Source organism: Clostridium mediterraneense, from assembly GCF_900091705.1.
GTDB classification, from domain to species: domain Bacteria; phylum Bacillota; class Clostridia; order Clostridiales; family Clostridiaceae; genus Sarcina; species Sarcina mediterraneense.
On sequence record NZ_LT594785.1, the window covers coordinates 1,489,721 to 1,506,497 of the forward strand.

Here is a 16,777-nt window from a genome sequence, read left to right on the forward strand (position 1 = left end):
AAAAAAGGTGTATAGTTATAATGACTATATACCTTTTTTATTATAGATTATTAAAGTACAAAGGAGAATATTATGGATTTTGTCGCTATTGATTTTGAAACCGCTAATGAAAATAGAAATAGCGCTTGTTCGTTAGGGATTACAGTAGTTAGAGGAAATAAAATTGTAGAAAAGTTTTATACATTAATTAAACCTAAAAAAAATATTTTTAAACCTATGAATATTTGGATACATGGAATTTCAGCTGAAGATGTAGAAAAAGAAAAAACATTTAAAGAATTATGGCCTATAATAAAAAAATATCTAGAAAATAATCTAATAGTAGCTCATAATGCTTACTTTGATATAGAAGTTTTAATTAATACCTTAAATGATTATGATTTAGAAATTAATAAATGTCTATATCTATGTACTGTAGATATTTCTAAAATAGTTTATAAAGGATTACCTAATAATAAACTTATAACGTTAGCTGAAATGCTAGGAATAGAATTTAAACCCCATAATGCTGGAGATGATTCTATGATAGCTGCATCTATATTTATAGATGTTTGTAATTATTTGGGTATAAATAAACTTTCAGATATAAGCAAAAAGTTGTCTATAACTCCAGGATTAATACTTTCTAATGTAAATATAAAACCACAAATAAAAAAGACTAATTTAATAATTCCTAAAGAAGTTAGTTTAATAAATAAAGATGAGTTAAATGATACTGATTTTTTTAGAAAAAAAACTGTTGTATTTACAGGTCCTTTAAAAAGTTTATCTAGGGCTAAGGCTAGTAATAAAGTTTTATGCTTAGGGGGATTTATATCTAATAGAGTTTCTAACAATACTGATATATTAATAACTAATTTAGATTTAAATTCAAAGTATTTGACAAATAAATTAATTAAAACAAAAGAAATTTTAGAATCTGGAAAATCGATAAAAATTTTATCAGAAGAAGAATTTTTGAATTTATGTAATAATAAAAATTTTTAAGAATACGTAATACAATATTAAGTAATACCATATGTATTACTTAATATTGTATATTTTTATATCTTTTTTGGAGGTATTATTTGAAAGGGGAATAAATTTTAAAATTCTTTATGTAATAAAATAAATCAAAAGATAAAATTTTAAAACTTATTTATTTCTGAAAATCGATTAGATTTTAAAATGAAAAGTTTATATTTTTTTCGTTTAATCTACATTTGTTAAATAACAATTTAACAAATGTAGATTAAACGAATTTTAAGTGATTTAAACGGCATTATAACTAACTTTACATACATTTTCATAATTTAAAATGATAAATATAAATTTTTATATGATATAATAAAAGAAATATAGAAATATATAGAGGTATTAAAAAGTGCAAAAAAAACATAGATATTCAAATTTAAAATATCCAACAAATATAAAGAAATTACTTAAATATACTTTATCACAAGAAGAACAAATGAGATTAAAAGATATATACACTGCATATGAAAATAAAAAACTTAATAAATCTTATGAAGATATTATAGAAGATCTATTTATTCTTTTTGAACTTAACTCATTAAGTACAAAACAACTTTCTGAGATATATTCAGTAAGTGTACGTTCTATACAGATTTGGATTAAAGAATTAGGATTAAAAAAGAAAAGTACAAAAATAAAAGAATCATCAACAAATAAAAAACCATACTTTAATATATTGGAATATAAAAATGAACTCCCAGAACCTGTTGAAGATTTCTTGAATTATTTAGAAACAATAAAAGGTAAATCTAAAAATACAATAATAGCTTATAAAACAGATCTCAAATTATTCTTTAGAGTTATGAAAATTCTTAAAGGATTAGAATCACCTGAAAAAGAGATTAAATTAATAGATATCAGTGATATAGATATTGAGTTTATAAAAACTATCAAATTAAGAGATTTATATTCATTTTTAAAATATATAGATAATATAAGATTAAACCATAGTCATGCTAAAGCTAGAAAAGTAGCAACTTTAAAATCATTTTTTAATTTTTTAAACTTAAAGTTAAAGGTTATTTCCGAGAATCCGGCATCAGAATTAGAGAGTCCTAAAATTGAAAAAAGACACCCTATTTATTTATCTCTTAACGAAAGCCAGCACTTATTGAATTCATTAGATAAAAACAATAAAAATTATTATAGAGATTATTGTATATTAACCCTCTTTTTAAATTGTGGTTTACGTCTTTCTGAACTTTGTAGTATAAAAATAAGTAAAATTAATGGAGATATATTAAAAGTAATTGGTAAAGGAAATAAAGAAAGAAGTATTTATTTAAATGATTCATGTATTAAAGCGATAGAAAATTATATTAACTTCAGAGATTCAAGTAAAATAGCTGTTGAAGATAGAGATAACTTATTTATATCTAGACAAAATAGAGCAATCAATAAAGTTACAGTAGAAAATTTAGTGAAAAAACACATACGAAATGCAGGTCTAATGAATGATAAATATAGTCCACACAAGTTAAGACACACAGCTGCTACCCTTATGTATAAACACGGTAATGTAGATATAAGAACTTTACAAGCCATATTAGGCCATGAAAGCGTGTCTACAACTCAAATATATACACATTTAGATGATGATACTTTGAGAGACGCTGTTAAATCAAATCCATTATCTAATATAAAATAAAAAGCCGTTTAATACGGCTTTTTAATCTTTTTTCTTTAATATCCTAACCCCAGGGAATAATTCTTCCGTTGAATCATCTAAATCAAACTCATCTAAATCTTCTATATCCGCTAAATACTCTACATTTTCAAAAGCATCTAAATATTCTTCTTCATCTAATTCTAGAATTTCTTTTTCATATTCATTATATTTAGAAAAATTCATCTTTTCATTTTCAACAACTTCATCAGTATCTATCTCGGATAATAAAAAGTTACTTTCTAATTCATCAACTGCGATAGCATCTATATTTATAGCTCTAGTTGCTAATTCTTCATCTTCAATATATTCCTTTAAATCTTCCACTTTCGAATCTCTACTCATATACAAAACCACCTTTATAATTAAATAGAATTAAATTATATCAAATCTATAATTCAATTTCAAAATTTTATTTTTTTAATTCTAACTCCCTAATTTTTAATTCTAATTCTTTTTTATCTAATTCATACTCTCTTTTTAAAAGCATTTCTCGCTCATTTAAAGCCTTTAAATAATCCTCTTTATATTTACTCTCCATAGCTTCTATTTCGGCTTTAGATTCTCTTCTAACTCCATCTAATAAAGATTTATAAGAGTTTATCTCATTTGTTTTATTATCATTCTTTTCTCTTAAACTTTTTATACTCTCTTCATAACTTTCATTTTTTAATTTTAAATCATTTATAATATTATTTTTACCATCAATTTGTTGTTTTAAACCTTTAAATTCATCTAAATATTTCTCATTTTCTTTTTTTAAATCTTTATATTTAGATAATTGTTTTTTTAATCCCTCTAATTCCAACTTTAATCTATCGGCTAAGTCTGAGTTTCTATTAGCTAATTGTGTTAAGGTGTTTTTATTTTCTTCTAATTCTACAATTTTAGTTTTAAGTTCTTTAGCTTCATTAATCAAAATTTTATTTTCTTCCAAAAGTTTTTTATTTTCTATTTTATTTTCATCTAATTTTGATTTTAAAGTTTCTAAAAGTCCATCTTTAGTTTCTATTTTTTTTAAAAATACTTCTTTAGCCCTTTCTTCGGCATCAGAACTCATTTGAAGTGAAGTTATAAATAATCTATTTATTTTATTTATATAATCCTGGAAAGTCTCTATTTCTAATTCACGATTAATTAATATAGTTTTAGCCTCTTCAGTTTCGTAAATATTAATTAAAGCCTCTAAACATTGAGATTGATTTCCAAACTCTTTTGATGCGATTTCTTTAAATTTTGCAAATGTATTTTCATCTACTCTAAAAGACTTTACTTTTAACTCTTTATTTTCCAATCTACTACTCCTTTCATAAAGTACTACAAATAGTAATACTAAGTAATGTAATACATATTATTAGTATATAATTTTAATTTATTAAATTCAAGAAATATTAATAAAGAAATAAAACTATTATTTAAGTATACGAACACAGGTTTGATATAAAGTAGATTATATGCTATAATGTTCACAATAACAATATGAGGTGTACAATATGACTGAAAATATTAGTCAAAAGCAAAAAGAAATTTATGATTTTTTAGTTAAATATACTACTGAAAAAGGATATCCACCTTCAGTAAGAGAAATATGTTCTGCTGTTTCACTTAAATCAACATCAACAGTTCACGGACATTTAAAAAGACTTGAGAAAAAGGGATTTATTTATAGAGATCCAACTAAACCAAGAGCATTGGAGATCTTAGAATTAAATAACTCAAAAAAAGAAATTTTAGATATCCCTATAGTAGGAAATGTAACAGCTGGTTTACCTATATTAGCTACTGAAAATATAGAAGATACTTTTCAATTACCATTGAATTATGTTAAACATGATAAAGATTTATTTATATTAAAAGTACTAGGAACTAGTATGATAGAAGCTGGAATATTAGATGGAGATTTAGCAATAATAGAACAAACTAATGTAGCTCAAAATGGTGATATAGTAGTAGCTCTTATTGATAATGAAGCTACAATTAAGACCTTTTATAAGGAAAAGAATTTTTTTAGATTACAACCTGAAAATTCAACAATGGAGCCTATTATAGTTAATGAATGTTCTATTTTAGGTAAATTGGTAGGTATATATAGAGAATATTAATAAAAAACCTTAGATATAAAATATCTAAGGTTTTTTATATTAACTTTATTTTTATAAAAATTAGAATTCTAAAAATAAATCAATTCCAATTTTTAATAACTTTTTTACTTTCAAGGGATGGGTAAAATAGATGTGTATCATTATTTATACCGATAGAAAAAACAGAATATCCCTTAAACCATCTCTTATTTCCAAATACCTTTTTATAAGCCTCAAAACATCTTGCTTGCTCTTCTCCATTTATTATGTTAGAACACTCCGGATTCCATGGTTCCATAGCGGCTCCATCTTTTCTTGGAAAACCTAGTTCACCAAAATATATAGGTTTATTCCATTTTCTATAAAGTTGATAAATTTGTTTATAAACATCTTGTTTTCTATTATAGCTAGTTGTACTATATAAATCAGAAACTAGTTCATTAACAGTATTAACTTGTTTATTACTTAACTCAAAATAAGCTGCAATACTAATAAAATTAACATACTTAAAAACTTTATCATTAAGTATTTGTTTAAATCTATTATCATCATTTTTATCCCAAATAGCAGTTTTCCACCACGATACTTTATAAGTAATATTACCTTTATAAATTTTCCTTACATTTTGTATAGTACTTATCCAATTATCCTCATATTTATCAAGCAAATTAAAATTAGATGCAACAATAACAGTATACACATTATATGGATTAGCAACTTGCTTTATTATTGGTGTTAGAATATCATCATTCCATTTTTTAAAAAATTCTTCTTTATTATATGGATTATATTCTGTTTCACTTATAGAACCATTTTTTATCCAAGGATATGGTTCTATAATAATTTTAATTTTACTTCCTTGTAATTTTTTTATAAGCTCTATAGCCCTATCTAAACTCCATTTTTCAATTGTTATATTATTTGATGTTTTATCTGGAATATTAACTACAATTGGTATATTAATAGTATTTAAATTTAAAGATTTTATATCCTCTAATGCTTGATTAACACTATAATCAGTTGCTAAATCTCCTGATTTAATAATTTTATGATTATTTTTTATATTAAAAAATAAATATAAAATTATTAAGATAATACTTAAAGTGATTATCCCTAATATAATAAATATTTTCTTTTTCATAAAAATTCTCCGTATAATATTAATTAAATTTTACATTACTTATATAGTGTACTAAATATATCTAACTTCTAAAAAATAATATATTCTTTTTTATACAAAAAATAGAGATTATAACTTTATACTATAATCTCTATAAAATAAATTATTTTGATATTACATCTTTCCCAAATGGCATTAATGAAAGTTTTGCAAGTTTTAATGATTGTTTAGCGAAAGGTATACCTACTATTGTTATTGCTAAAACAATAGCTGTTGTTAAATTAGTTATAGCCATACCAAATCCACCAAAAATAAACCATAATATATTTAGAATTAAACTTACTGAACTATCACTAGTTGTAACAACTTCTTTACCAAATGGGAAAAATTGAAGTCTAGCTAATTTAAAACATTGTATTCCAACTGGAATACCTACAATTGTAATTGACCACAAAACTCCAAAAAGTACCCAAAGCAATCCTTGAACACATCCACCAAAAATAAACCATAATATATTTCCTATTAGTCTCATCTATAACGTCACTCCCTAATTTAATCACTTATTATATTATTCAATTATATTGTTTAATGCTATTAAAATACCTATCTTAGCATGATCAAAAGTTAATCCCCCTTGAAGATATGCTATATATGGTTCTCTTATTGGAGCATCAGCAGATAATTCTATTGATGATCCTTGTATAAATGCACCAGCAGCCATTATAACTTCATCTTCATATCCAGGCATTGCCCATGGTTCACATTCTACAAATGAATCTATAGGTGATCCTTTTTGTATCCCTTTGCAAAATTGTATAAGTTTATCTTTATCTCCAAATTTAATAGCTTGAATTATATCACTTCTTTTATCATTATATTTTGGAAGAACTTCAAATCCAGCTAATTCCATTATTCTTGAACATAAAACTGCTCCTTTAACAGCTTCCATAGCTATATGAGGAGCTAAGAATAAACCTTGATAGAACTCTCTCATTACATTAAATGTTGCACCACATTCAGCCCCTATACCAGCTGCTGTTAATCTATATGCCGCTTGATCTACATACTCTTCTTTTCCTACTATATAGCCACCAGTTTGTGAAATTCCTCCACCTATATTTTTGATAAGTGATCCTGCCATTAAATCAGCACCAACTTCTGTAGGCTCTTTAATATCTATAAATTCACCATAGCAATTATCTACAAATACTATTACATCATTTCTAACTGCTTTTATTTCTCTTATTGCCTCTTCAAGTTCTTCTATTAAAAACGCATTTCTCCATCCATATCCAGTAGATCTTTGCATATGTACTAGAGTTATACTTTTATCTTCAATTAAAGCTTTTTTTACTGATTCAATATCTATCTTACCATCTATTAAATCAACTTGTTTATAAGAAACACCATATTCTTTTAATGATCCAACTTTTTTTGTATTTTCATTTATTCCTATTAATGTATGTAATGTATCATACGGACTTCCCGTGGCAGCTAATATTGTATTACCTGGTCTAAGGTTACCAAATAAAGCTGCTCCTATAGCATGAGTTCCACTTACGAAATGTGGTCTTACCAACGCTTTCTCACATTTAAATATATTAGCGTAAACTAAATCAAAAGTATCTCTACCTATATCTCCATACCCATATCCTGTTGAATTAGTAAAATGAGAATCCGAAACCTTCTCATCTTGAAATGCTTTTAATACCTTTAACTGATTAAATTCTCTTATATCATCATAATTTTTAAAGCTTTCTTTAACATCATTAATAGCTTTATTATATAAATCAATTGTTTTATCTTTTAAATTATAAGTTGATTTTAATAAACCAGCTGTTTGATTAATCAAAAAAACACCCCCGTAACTTTTATTATGTCTATTTCATAAATTATATTAGCATAGCAAACAAAAATAGGCAAATCTCATAATTAATTTGCCTATCTTTGTAATTATTTAATATTATTAATTATCATATTGATAATTTCATTTTCATCTTTAAAATCATCTTTATTTATAAATATAGCCCTTGGATCTTTTTTAAACCAAGTTAATTGTCGTTTAGCATAATTTCTACTACCTTGTTTTATATCATCTATAGCCTGCTCTAAGCTAATTTTATTATCTAAATAATTTAAAATTTCTTTATAACCTATGCCTTTCATAGATTGCATATCACTATTTAAACCAAGTGATTTAAGATATTTAACTTCATCTAAAAGTCCTTTTTCAATCATTATATCTACTCTATCATTAATCCTATTATAAAGTTTTTGTCTATCTAAATTTAAAACATAATAATTAATATTGAATTTAGATTTATATATACTTTCTTCTTCCTTAAATGAGCTAAATGGTCTACCTGTCTCTTTATATACCTCTAAAGCTCTAATTACTCTTTTTTGATTATTAGGATGAATATTATTAAAACTTTCTATATCAATATCTTTCAATAACCCATGTATATATATATTACCTTTTTCATTAGCTAATTTAATTAGTTCTTGTCTGTACTCTTCATTTTTATTTCCCTCAGCAAAATTCATAGTACATATTATAGAATTTATATAAAGGCCTGTTCCACCTACTAAGATAGGAAGTTTCCCTCTCCTTTGTATATCATCAATAGTCTTAAGTGCTAAATCTTTAAATTCAGATACACTAAATTCATCCTTAGGATCTATAAAATCTATTAGATGATGAACTACCCCTTGCATTTCCTCTTTTGTAATTTTTGCAGAACCTATATCCATATACTTGTAAATTTGCATTGAATCAGTAGATATTATTTCTCCATTTAATCTTTTTGCTAATTCTATAGAAATGGATGTCTTTCCAACTGCAGTTGGTCCTGCTATTATTAATAAATTATTATTCATTAAATTTCTTCTCCTTAAACGATTCTTTTAAACATTTTATCTATTTCATAACTAGAAAACTTTAGTATAGTAGGTCTTCCATGAGGGCAATGAAATGGATCATCTAGATATCTTAAATCGTATAATAATTTTTCCATCTCATCTCTTGAAAGTTCATCATTTGCTTTTACAGCTGCCTTACATGCTAAATTAGCTATTTTATTATACTTAACTTCCACAGTCCTACCACTTCCTAAATTCTTAAGATTATCTAAAATTGATAAAAAGAATTGTTTAGCATCAAGTTTACCTAAGAAATATGGAACCTCACTAAGTTTTATAGAACTTAATCCAAAACTTTCAACTTTAAATCCTGCACAAGAGAAAATATCACTATTTTCTTCATAATATCCATAATCATTTAAAGATAATTCTATAATAATTGGAACTATAAGAGGTTGTATTATTAATGTATTATCCTCAATAGATTTTAAATATTTCTCAAATAAAAGTCTTTCATGTGCTGCATGCTGATCTATTAAATATAACGTAGCTTCTTTTTCAGCTATTATATAAGTTTTATTATATTGTCCTATTATATTTAATATAGGAAATTTAGGTATATTACTTTCTTCTCTTGAATATCCTGCATAAATACTAGTTTCATAATTTTTATTACTTTCTTCCCTTACAAATTCAGTATTCTCTTTAATATTATCCATATAATTAAGGGTGTCCTTATATTCTTCCTTTACGGGTTGTAAATTTTCATTAGATACTATACTTATAGGCATATTATCTATATTTATTTTTCTTTCCTTATATAACCCTTCAACATTTTTAAGATTTTCTTCTAATCTATTTAATTCTTCTAATCTTTTTTCAAAAGATACCTGAGTTACTTCTTCTTGTTTTTTCTCTTCTTTTAGAAACTCATCTCCCGAAAAATCTTTTCTTATAAAATCTCCTAGAACCTTATGTATAGCAGAGAATATAACAGAAAATACCTCTTTATCATTTCTAAATTTTATTTCTGATTTAGCTGGATGGACATTGACATCTATAAGTTCAGGATAAACTTCTATAAATAAAACAAAAAAAGGATACTTATCTCCTGTATTAAAAGATTTATATGCATTTTCTACAGCCACTGATAGAGTTCTATTTTTTATATATCTCTTATTTACAAAAATACTTTGATTATTTCTAGATTTTCTAGCAAGTGAATCTTTTCCTATATATCCATAGACAGTTACTGTATCACCTGAATTTTCAAAATATAATAATTCATTTGCTGTATTTTTACTATATATACTTCTAATAGAGTCAATTAGCTTACCTGTACCATAAGTCTGTAAAACTTTCTTTCTATTATTAAAAAGTGTAAAAGCTATATTGGGATTTGCTAGAGCTATTCTACCTATTAAATCATTTATCATAGCTGCTTCCCTAGAAGCTGTTTTTAAAAATTTCTTTCTTGCTGGTATATTAAAAAATAAATCTCTTACTTCTATTATTGTTCCTAGATTAGTACCTATTTCACCATCATAAAGGACTTTACCACCTTCTATATGTATTTCCCAACCATTATCCTCATCTAATGTTTTAGATTTCATATTCACTTTAGAAACCGATGAAATAGATGGCAAAGCTTCTCCCCTAAATCCTAATGTGTTTATTCTATATATATCTTCTATATTATTAATTTTAGATGTAGCGTGAGGTAAAAATGCTTTTTTTAAATCTTCATTTAATATACCTATTCCATCATCTATAACTCTTATTAAGGATATACCTCCTTCTTCAATTTCAATAGTTATATTTTTACTTTCTGCATCAATAGAATTTTCAACTAATTCTTTAACAACAGAAGAGGGACGCTCTACTACCTCTCCTGCTGCTATTTGATTAGAAGTGTGTTGATCTAATAAATTTATTCTATTCAAAACACCACATCCTTAAATTATTTTATTTTTTTTGCATCTTTACATAAATTATATAATGTATTCATAGCATCCATTGGAGTAAGAGACATTATATCTAGTTGAGCTAATTCTTTTATTAAATTATCTTTTTCTATGGACATAAAGTCTAATTGAATATCTAAATTATCAGATTTTTCTTTTACCTGATCACTAATATCCTTCTTTGAATTACTTACTTCAATAATAGCTATTTCCTCTTCTATTTCTGAGAATTCACTTGGAACAATTTGCATTTCAACTTTTTCTTTTATATCATTATTATTTAATTCTTTTTTTTCTACTTTAATTTCTACTGAATTATTTTCTAACCCACTTAATATCTCTTTAGCTCTATTTATAACATTATTAGGTACCCCTGCTAGTTTAGCAACCTCAATACCATATGATTGATCTGCACCACCACTAATTATTTTTCTAAGGAATATTATATTTTCATCTATCTCTTTCACAGAAACAGAATAATTTTTAACTCCTTCTATTAAACCTTCTAATTTTGTTAATTCATGATAGTGAGTTGCAAATAAAGTTTTACATTTTATTTTACTAGAAATATACTCTATAACTGCCCATGCTATACTAAGTCCATCATATGTGGATGTTCCTCTTCCTACTTCATCAAGTAGAACTAAGCTGTTAGAAGTTGCATTTTTAAGAATATTTGAAACTTCCCACATTTCTACCATAAATGTAGATTTACCACCTGCTAAATCGTCTGAAGCTCCTATTCTTGTAAAAACTTTATCACATATAGAAATATTAGCCTCTTTAGCTGGAACAAATGATCCTAGTTGAGCCATTATAGTTATTAAAGCTACTTGTCTCATATATGTTGACTTACCAGCCATATTAGGACCTGTTATAAGAAGCATTTGATTATCTTTATCATCAACTATAGTATTATTAGATATAAATTCTCCTTTATCAATCACTTTTTCTACAACTGGATGTCTACCTTCCTTTATATCTATAACTCCATTTTCATTTATAATAGGCTTAACATAGTTATTTTCTATAGCTATTAAAGCAAATGTAGATAAAACATCTATTTCTCCTAAAATTTTCGCTGTCTTTTGTAATCTTGAAATTTCTTGTTCAACTTTATTTCTTATATCAATAAACAATTCATATTCTAATTTAGTTAATTTATCCTCTGCACCAAGAATTTCTTCTTCAATTTTTTTTAATTCTTGAGTTATAAATCTTTCAGCATTAGCAAGTGTCTGTTTTCTTACATAACGGCCCTCTGGTATTGAGGAATAATTAGATTTAGAAATTTCTATATAATATCCAAATACCTTATTGTAACCAACCTTTAATGATTTAATCCCAGTAAATTCTCTTTCTCTATTTTCTAAAGATGCTATCCATTGTTTCCCATTAAATTTAGCTTCTCTTAATCTATCAACTTCAGCATTATATCCACTTTTTATTATATTTCCATCTTTTATAGTAAGAGCAGGATCTTCTATTATAGAATTTTCTAATAATATCTTAATATCTTCTAATTCATCTAAATTTTCAAAATAATTCTTTAGCATTTTAGAATTGCAAGATGATAATTGTTTTTTTATTTCTGGAACCTTTTCTAAAGATATTTTTAAGGAGTTTAAATCTTTACCATTTACATTTTGATTAGATATTTTCCCAACTATACGTTCAATATCATAAATATTTTTTAATAATTCCCTTAAATCTTCATTAAAATAAACTTTATTTTTTAATTCTTCTACTGCTTCTAATCTATTCTCTATCTTTGTCTTAACTATTAAAGGCTCTTCTATCCATCTTCTTAATGTTCTACCTCCCATTGAAGTAGCACTCTTATCCATAACCCAAATAAGACTTCCTTTTTTACTCTTTTCCTTTAAACTTTCTACTAATTCTAAATTTCTTCTAGAGTTACTATCTATAGTCATATAATTAACTATATAATATCTCTCTAATACATTTATATTAGATAAATTCATTTTTTGAGTATCAAATATATATTTTAATAATACTCCTGAAGATTTAATACAGTAAGTATCTAGTTCTTCAATAGCTTGTGGTGTGAATTTTTCTCTCAACTCCTCTATTGTAGCTATATCTTCATCATAATTTCTAGTTGTTATAAGTGCAGGTATATTATGTTTTATTATTTTTAATAATTCAACTGACATACCAGAATCAACTAAAATTTCTTTAGGAGAAATTTTAGATAATTCATCTAAAAGTAATGATGAATTATTCTTAAATGAAGTAACTTTAAACTCACCAGTTAATATATCTGAAGAGGCTATTGATAGAAAATCATTTTCTTCAACTATAACTGATATATATGTATTCATATATTGTTCATTATTTTCATCAACAAAAGTACCAGGTGTTATAACTTTTATAACATCTCTTTTTACTATTCCTTTAGCTACTGATACATCTTCAACCTGCTCGCATATAGCAACTTTATATCCTTTGGCTATTAGTCTTGATATATATCCTTTAGATGAATGAAACGGTACCCCACACATAGGAGCTCTTTCTTTTAATCCACAATCTCTACCTGTTAATACAAGCTCTAATTCTCTAGATGCTGTTTTTGCATCTTCAAAGAACATTTCATAAAAATCTCCTAATCTAAAAAATAATATACAATCTTTATATCTATCTTTAATTTCTAAATATTGTCTCATCATGGGAGTTAACGCCATATTTTCGCCTCCATTTTATAAAAGTAATAATAATAATACATTTTACACTAATTATTAAATTTTATCTATTTATATATGAAAATAGGATAGAGTATATTTTCTATCCTACCAAAAATTATATTATAAAACCTCTCCATATAAAGAAAAAGCTTTTGCTTTTGTAACCTTTATATTTACAAGCTTTCCTATTAAACTTTTATCACCAATAAAGTTAATAAGTTTACCATTTCTAATTCTACCACTTAAAATTTTATTATTATTTTTACTTAATCCTTCAACTAAAACTTCAACTATTTGTCCTTCATAGGTTAAATTACTTGAAATTGCATTATTATTAACAACTTCTAATAGTTTATTAAATCTTTTATGTTTAATACTATCCTCTATTTGATTAGTCATTCTATCTGCAGGAGTATAATTTCTTCTTGAATATATAAAAGTAAATGCTGAATCATATTTAACCTCTTTTACTAGCTCTAAAGTATCATTAAAGTCCTTTTCACTTTCCCCAGGGAACCCTACTATTATATCAGTTGTTATACTTACACCAGGTATTTCATTTCTTATTTTTCTTATAATCTCTAAATATTGTTCTCTTGTATAATGTCTATTCATGTCCTTTAAAATTTTATTTGATCCACTTTGTACTGGTAAATGTATTTGCTCACAAACTTTATCACATTCTTTTATAGCCTTAATAAGGCTATCACTTATATCTTTAGGATGTGAAGTCATAAATCTTATTCTTTCTAATCCATCTATCTTATTAATTCTTCTAAGTAATTCAGCAAAATTAATTTGCTCATCTAAACCTTTCCCATAAGAATTAACATTTTGTCCAAGTAACGTTATTTCTTTATAACCTTTTGAAACTAAATCTATAATTTCTCTCTCTATTTCTTCAGGTTTTCTACTTCGTTCTCTTCCTCTTACATATGGAACTATACAATATGTACAAAAATTATTACAGCCATACATAATAGTAACAAATGCTTTTATATCACTTTTTCTATCTATAGGTATACCTTCTATTATACCTTCTTCTTTATTCTTAATTTCTTTTATTTGTATTTTTTCTTGAATAACTCTATTTAAGTATTCAGGAAACTTATAAGAATTATGTGTACCAAAGATAATATCAACAAAAGGATATTTAAATAAAATCTTATCTGCCATTTCTTTTTGTTGCATCATACATCCACATATTGCTATAACAGTATTAGGATTTTTTTTCTTTAACTTTTTTAACTCTCCTAGGTTTCCTAAAACTTTATTTTCTGCATTTTCTCTTACACAACAAGTATTAAGTATTACTATATCAGCATCATCTTTTTTATCTGTTTCTATATAATCTATGGCCTTTAACATACCTGATAATTTTTCTGAATCCTCTTCATTCATTTGACACCCATATGTTTCAATAAAAAAAGTTTTTTCTATCCTAATTTCTTCTTTAGCTCTATTAGTTTTCTCTTCAATAATATTTTTTAACATTAAAATCCCCCTATTTCAACCAACTTATATATAAAATTTAGCATAAAATATATATATTTACAAATTATAAGTTTAAAAAAGTTTTAACTTATGAAACCTTTTGTATATAACTTTGTATAAAAAAATAAAATCTTAGTATTATAACTAAGATTTTATCTCAAAAATATGTTGATTCTCAATCACTTTAAAACCTATTTTTTTATATAGTGATAATGCTACCGTATTATCACTACTAACCTTTATATAAATATCATATATATTTTGCTCAAAACATTTTAATAATAGATATTTTAATAAAATTTTTCCATATCCTTGTCCCTGAAATTTATTTTTAATACATAAATTAGCTACAGTGTATCTTCCATTTAAATCCATAACCTGACCATATCCAATATACTCATCATTCATTTTAATAAAATATGATAAATCCTCTAAGAAACAATTTCTACTTACCTCATATTTTATATCTTTTAAATTTAAAGGGATTCTATTAACTTTAAAGAATGCTTCATTCTGTATATTACATCTTTCGATATCATTTAAACCTAGTATTAATTTCTCAAAGTTAATATCATCAAAACTTAACTTATCAATATTAAAATTTTTTAAATTTATTTTCATATACAAATTACAATTTCTCTCCTTAAATCCCCAATCACTTATATTATCTAGGTTATACTCTTTATCATTACAAATATATATAAAATGATCTTTTCTATAATTTTTACTCTTTATAGTCTTATTTAATTTATTTTTATTCTTATATATCTTATATATTAAAAATTTTCCTGAATTTATTTTTTTAGTTTCCCAAAATATATTATAACCATTAGAATAAGTAACTATAAAAATATACTTATTTAATATAAGTAATTTTATATACTTCAATATGCCTATTTCTAAAGTCTTTTTTAATTCTTTTCTAAAAGAAAAAAAGTCTAGAATTGTAAGTAATTTTATATCCATAATACTCCTTTTTTGATTACTACAGAATAATTTTACCGTAATTCTAGACCTAATTCAATTAATTATTTTCTAAAATTTTAATTACTTCTTCTATTATATAATCAGGTGTTGATGCTCCAGCTGTAACCCCTATAGTTTCGCATTCAAAATTTATAATATCTTCTGTTAAGTCGTTAGCATTTTCTATATGATATGTGTTTTTACAATTTTTCTTACAAATTTCAAATAATTTCGTTGTATTAGAGCTGCTCTTACCTCCAATAACAATAACCATATCTGCTTTCTTTGAGATTTCTTCTGCACTACTTTGTCTTACATCTGTAGCAGCACAAATTGTATTAAATGCAACAAGTTCTTTAGCAAACATTGCTACTCTAGCGACAACCTTATTCCAATTCTCTTTTTTTTCAGTAGTTTGAGAAACTAGACAAACTTTCTTTGGAAACTCACTTTCTATATCATCTGCTGTTGTGATAATAGCACTATCATTACACCAGCCATTAATACCTATAACTTCTGGGTGATTTTTATCCCCCATAATAACTATTTGATATCCTTTATTATAATATTCATTAACCTTTTTATGAATATTAGTAACATAAGGACATGTTGCATTATCAACAACGAGCCCTTTACTATTTAAAGTTGCTATTACATTTTCTTTAACTCCATGAGAGCGAATTACAATAACGTCTTCTTTATTTAATTTATCTATATTATCAAAATCTATAGCTTCTATATTTTTCTCTTCTAAGTCCTTAACAACATCTTTATTATGAATTAATGGACCAAGTGTATAAATTTTTTTATTATATTTATTTTTAGCATTTAAACTTTCATCTACTGCTCTTTTTACACCAAAGCAAAATCCAGCATTTTCGGCTAAAATAACTTTTCTTTTCATA

Annotated in this window: 14 protein-coding genes; 3 read left to right on the forward strand and 11 right to left on the reverse strand. The window is 24.9% G+C overall.

Annotation, left to right across the window (positions count from 1 at the left end):
- The first annotated feature begins 72 nt into the window (after positions 1-72).
- Positions 73-987 carry an exonuclease domain-containing protein gene (locus tag BN8917_RS09200; RefSeq protein WP_066873700.1) on the forward strand — a complete coding sequence of 305 codons (915 nt, stop codon included), beginning with the start codon at positions 73-75 and terminating at the stop codon, positions 985-987.
- 661 nt (positions 988-1,648) lie between these two features.
- Positions 1,649-2,662, forward strand: a complete 1,014-nt coding sequence (locus BN8917_RS09205; RefSeq protein WP_235830027.1) for a tyrosine recombinase XerC — start codon at positions 1,649-1,651, stop codon at positions 2,660-2,662.
- Positions 2,663-2,683: 21 nt separating this feature from the next.
- Here the strand turns inward: BN8917_RS09205 and BN8917_RS09210 are convergent, their stop codons facing one another.
- Entirely contained in the window at positions 2,684-3,025 is a 342-nt protein-coding gene (locus BN8917_RS09210) for a hypothetical protein (RefSeq protein WP_066873702.1), read from the reverse strand.
- Positions 3,026-3,092: 67 nt separating this feature from the next.
- On the reverse strand, positions 3,093-3,974 hold the full coding sequence (locus tag BN8917_RS09215; RefSeq protein WP_066873704.1) for a V-type ATP synthase subunit I domain-containing protein: 882 nt from the start codon (positions 3,972-3,974) through the stop codon (positions 3,093-3,095).
- Between the two features lie 199 nt (positions 3,975-4,173).
- On the opposite strand from BN8917_RS09215, the gene lexA reads away from it, so the two are divergent.
- The gene (gene lexA / locus BN8917_RS09220) at positions 4,174-4,782 is read left to right on the forward strand and encodes a transcriptional repressor LexA (protein ID WP_066873706.1); all 609 of its coding nucleotides are present in this window, start codon (positions 4,174-4,176) and stop codon (positions 4,780-4,782) included.
- Positions 4,783-4,861: 79 nt separating this feature from the next.
- Here the strand turns inward: lexA and BN8917_RS09225 are convergent, their stop codons facing one another.
- From BN8917_RS09225 to BN8917_RS09265, 9 genes are all read right to left on the reverse strand, one after another.
- A complete protein-coding gene (locus BN8917_RS09225) occupies positions 4,862-5,902 on the reverse strand; it encodes a glycoside hydrolase family 113 (RefSeq protein ID WP_066873708.1) in 1,041 nt (346 codons plus the stop codon).
- Positions 5,903-6,044: 142 nt separating this feature from the next.
- Entirely contained in the window at positions 6,045-6,413 is a 369-nt protein-coding gene (locus BN8917_RS09230) for a YccF domain-containing protein (RefSeq protein ID WP_066873710.1), read from the reverse strand.
- 36 nt (positions 6,414-6,449) lie between these two features.
- Positions 6,450-7,733, reverse strand: a complete 1,284-nt coding sequence (locus tag BN8917_RS09235) for a methionine gamma-lyase family protein (RefSeq protein WP_066873712.1) — start codon at positions 7,731-7,733, stop codon at positions 6,450-6,452.
- A gap of 101 nt (positions 7,734-7,834) precedes the next feature.
- Entirely contained in the window at positions 7,835-8,761 is a 927-nt protein-coding gene (miaA, locus tag BN8917_RS09240) for a tRNA (adenosine(37)-N6)-dimethylallyltransferase MiaA (protein ID WP_066873714.1), read from the reverse strand.
- Positions 8,762-8,775: 14 nt separating this feature from the next.
- A complete protein-coding gene (gene mutL / locus BN8917_RS09245) occupies positions 8,776-10,686 on the reverse strand; it encodes a DNA mismatch repair endonuclease MutL (RefSeq protein ID WP_066873716.1) in 1,911 nt (636 codons plus the stop codon).
- 17 nt (positions 10,687-10,703) lie between these two features.
- Positions 10,704-13,412 carry a DNA mismatch repair protein MutS gene (gene mutS / locus BN8917_RS09250; protein WP_066873718.1) on the reverse strand — a complete coding sequence of 903 codons (2,709 nt, stop codon included), beginning with the start codon at positions 13,410-13,412 and terminating at the stop codon, positions 10,704-10,706.
- Positions 13,413-13,532: 120 nt separating this feature from the next.
- The gene (miaB, locus tag BN8917_RS09255) at positions 13,533-14,906 is read right to left on the reverse strand and encodes a tRNA (N6-isopentenyl adenosine(37)-C2)-methylthiotransferase MiaB (RefSeq protein ID WP_066873720.1); all 1,374 of its coding nucleotides are present in this window, start codon (positions 14,904-14,906) and stop codon (positions 13,533-13,535) included.
- A gap of 144 nt (positions 14,907-15,050) precedes the next feature.
- The gene (locus BN8917_RS09260; RefSeq protein WP_066873722.1) at positions 15,051-15,872 is read right to left on the reverse strand and encodes a GNAT family N-acetyltransferase; all 822 of its coding nucleotides are present in this window, start codon (positions 15,870-15,872) and stop codon (positions 15,051-15,053) included.
- 58 nt (positions 15,873-15,930) lie between these two features.
- Entirely contained in the window at positions 15,931-16,776 is an 846-nt protein-coding gene (locus BN8917_RS09265; protein ID WP_066873723.1) for a 4-hydroxy-3-methylbut-2-enyl diphosphate reductase, read from the reverse strand.
- Position 16,777 lies beyond the last annotated feature (1 nt).

Bases quoted from the DNA above. Each gene is read 5' to 3' on its own strand.
- BN8917_RS09200 (WP_066873700.1), top strand. From the start codon at position 73: ATGGATTTTGTCGCTATTGATTTTGAAACCGCTAATGAAAATAGAAAT.
- BN8917_RS09210 (WP_066873702.1), bottom strand. From the start codon at position 3,025: ATGAGTAGAGATTCGAAAGTGGAAGATTTAAAGGAATATATTGAAGAT.
- lexA (WP_066873706.1), top strand. From the start codon at position 4,174: ATGACTGAAAATATTAGTCAAAAGCAAAAAGAAATTTATGATTTTTTA.
- BN8917_RS09225 (WP_066873708.1), bottom strand. From the start codon at position 5,902: ATGAAAAAGAAAATATTTATTATATTAGGGATAATCACTTTAAGTATT.
- BN8917_RS09230 (WP_066873710.1), bottom strand. From the start codon at position 6,413: ATGAGACTAATAGGAAATATATTATGGTTTATTTTTGGTGGATGTGTT.
- miaA (WP_066873714.1), bottom strand. From the start codon at position 8,761: ATGAATAATAATTTATTAATAATAGCAGGACCAACTGCAGTTGGAAAG.
- mutS (WP_066873718.1), bottom strand. From the start codon at position 13,412: ATGGCGTTAACTCCCATGATGAGACAATATTTAGAAATTAAAGATAGA.
- miaB (WP_066873720.1), bottom strand. From the start codon at position 14,906: ATGTTAAAAAATATTATTGAAGAGAAAACTAATAGAGCTAAAGAAGAA.
- BN8917_RS09260 (WP_066873722.1), bottom strand. From the start codon at position 15,872: ATGGATATAAAATTACTTACAATTCTAGACTTTTTTTCTTTTAGAAAA.
- BN8917_RS09265 (WP_066873723.1), bottom strand. From the start codon at position 16,776: ATGAAAAGAAAAGTTATTTTAGCCGAAAATGCTGGATTTTGCTTTGGT.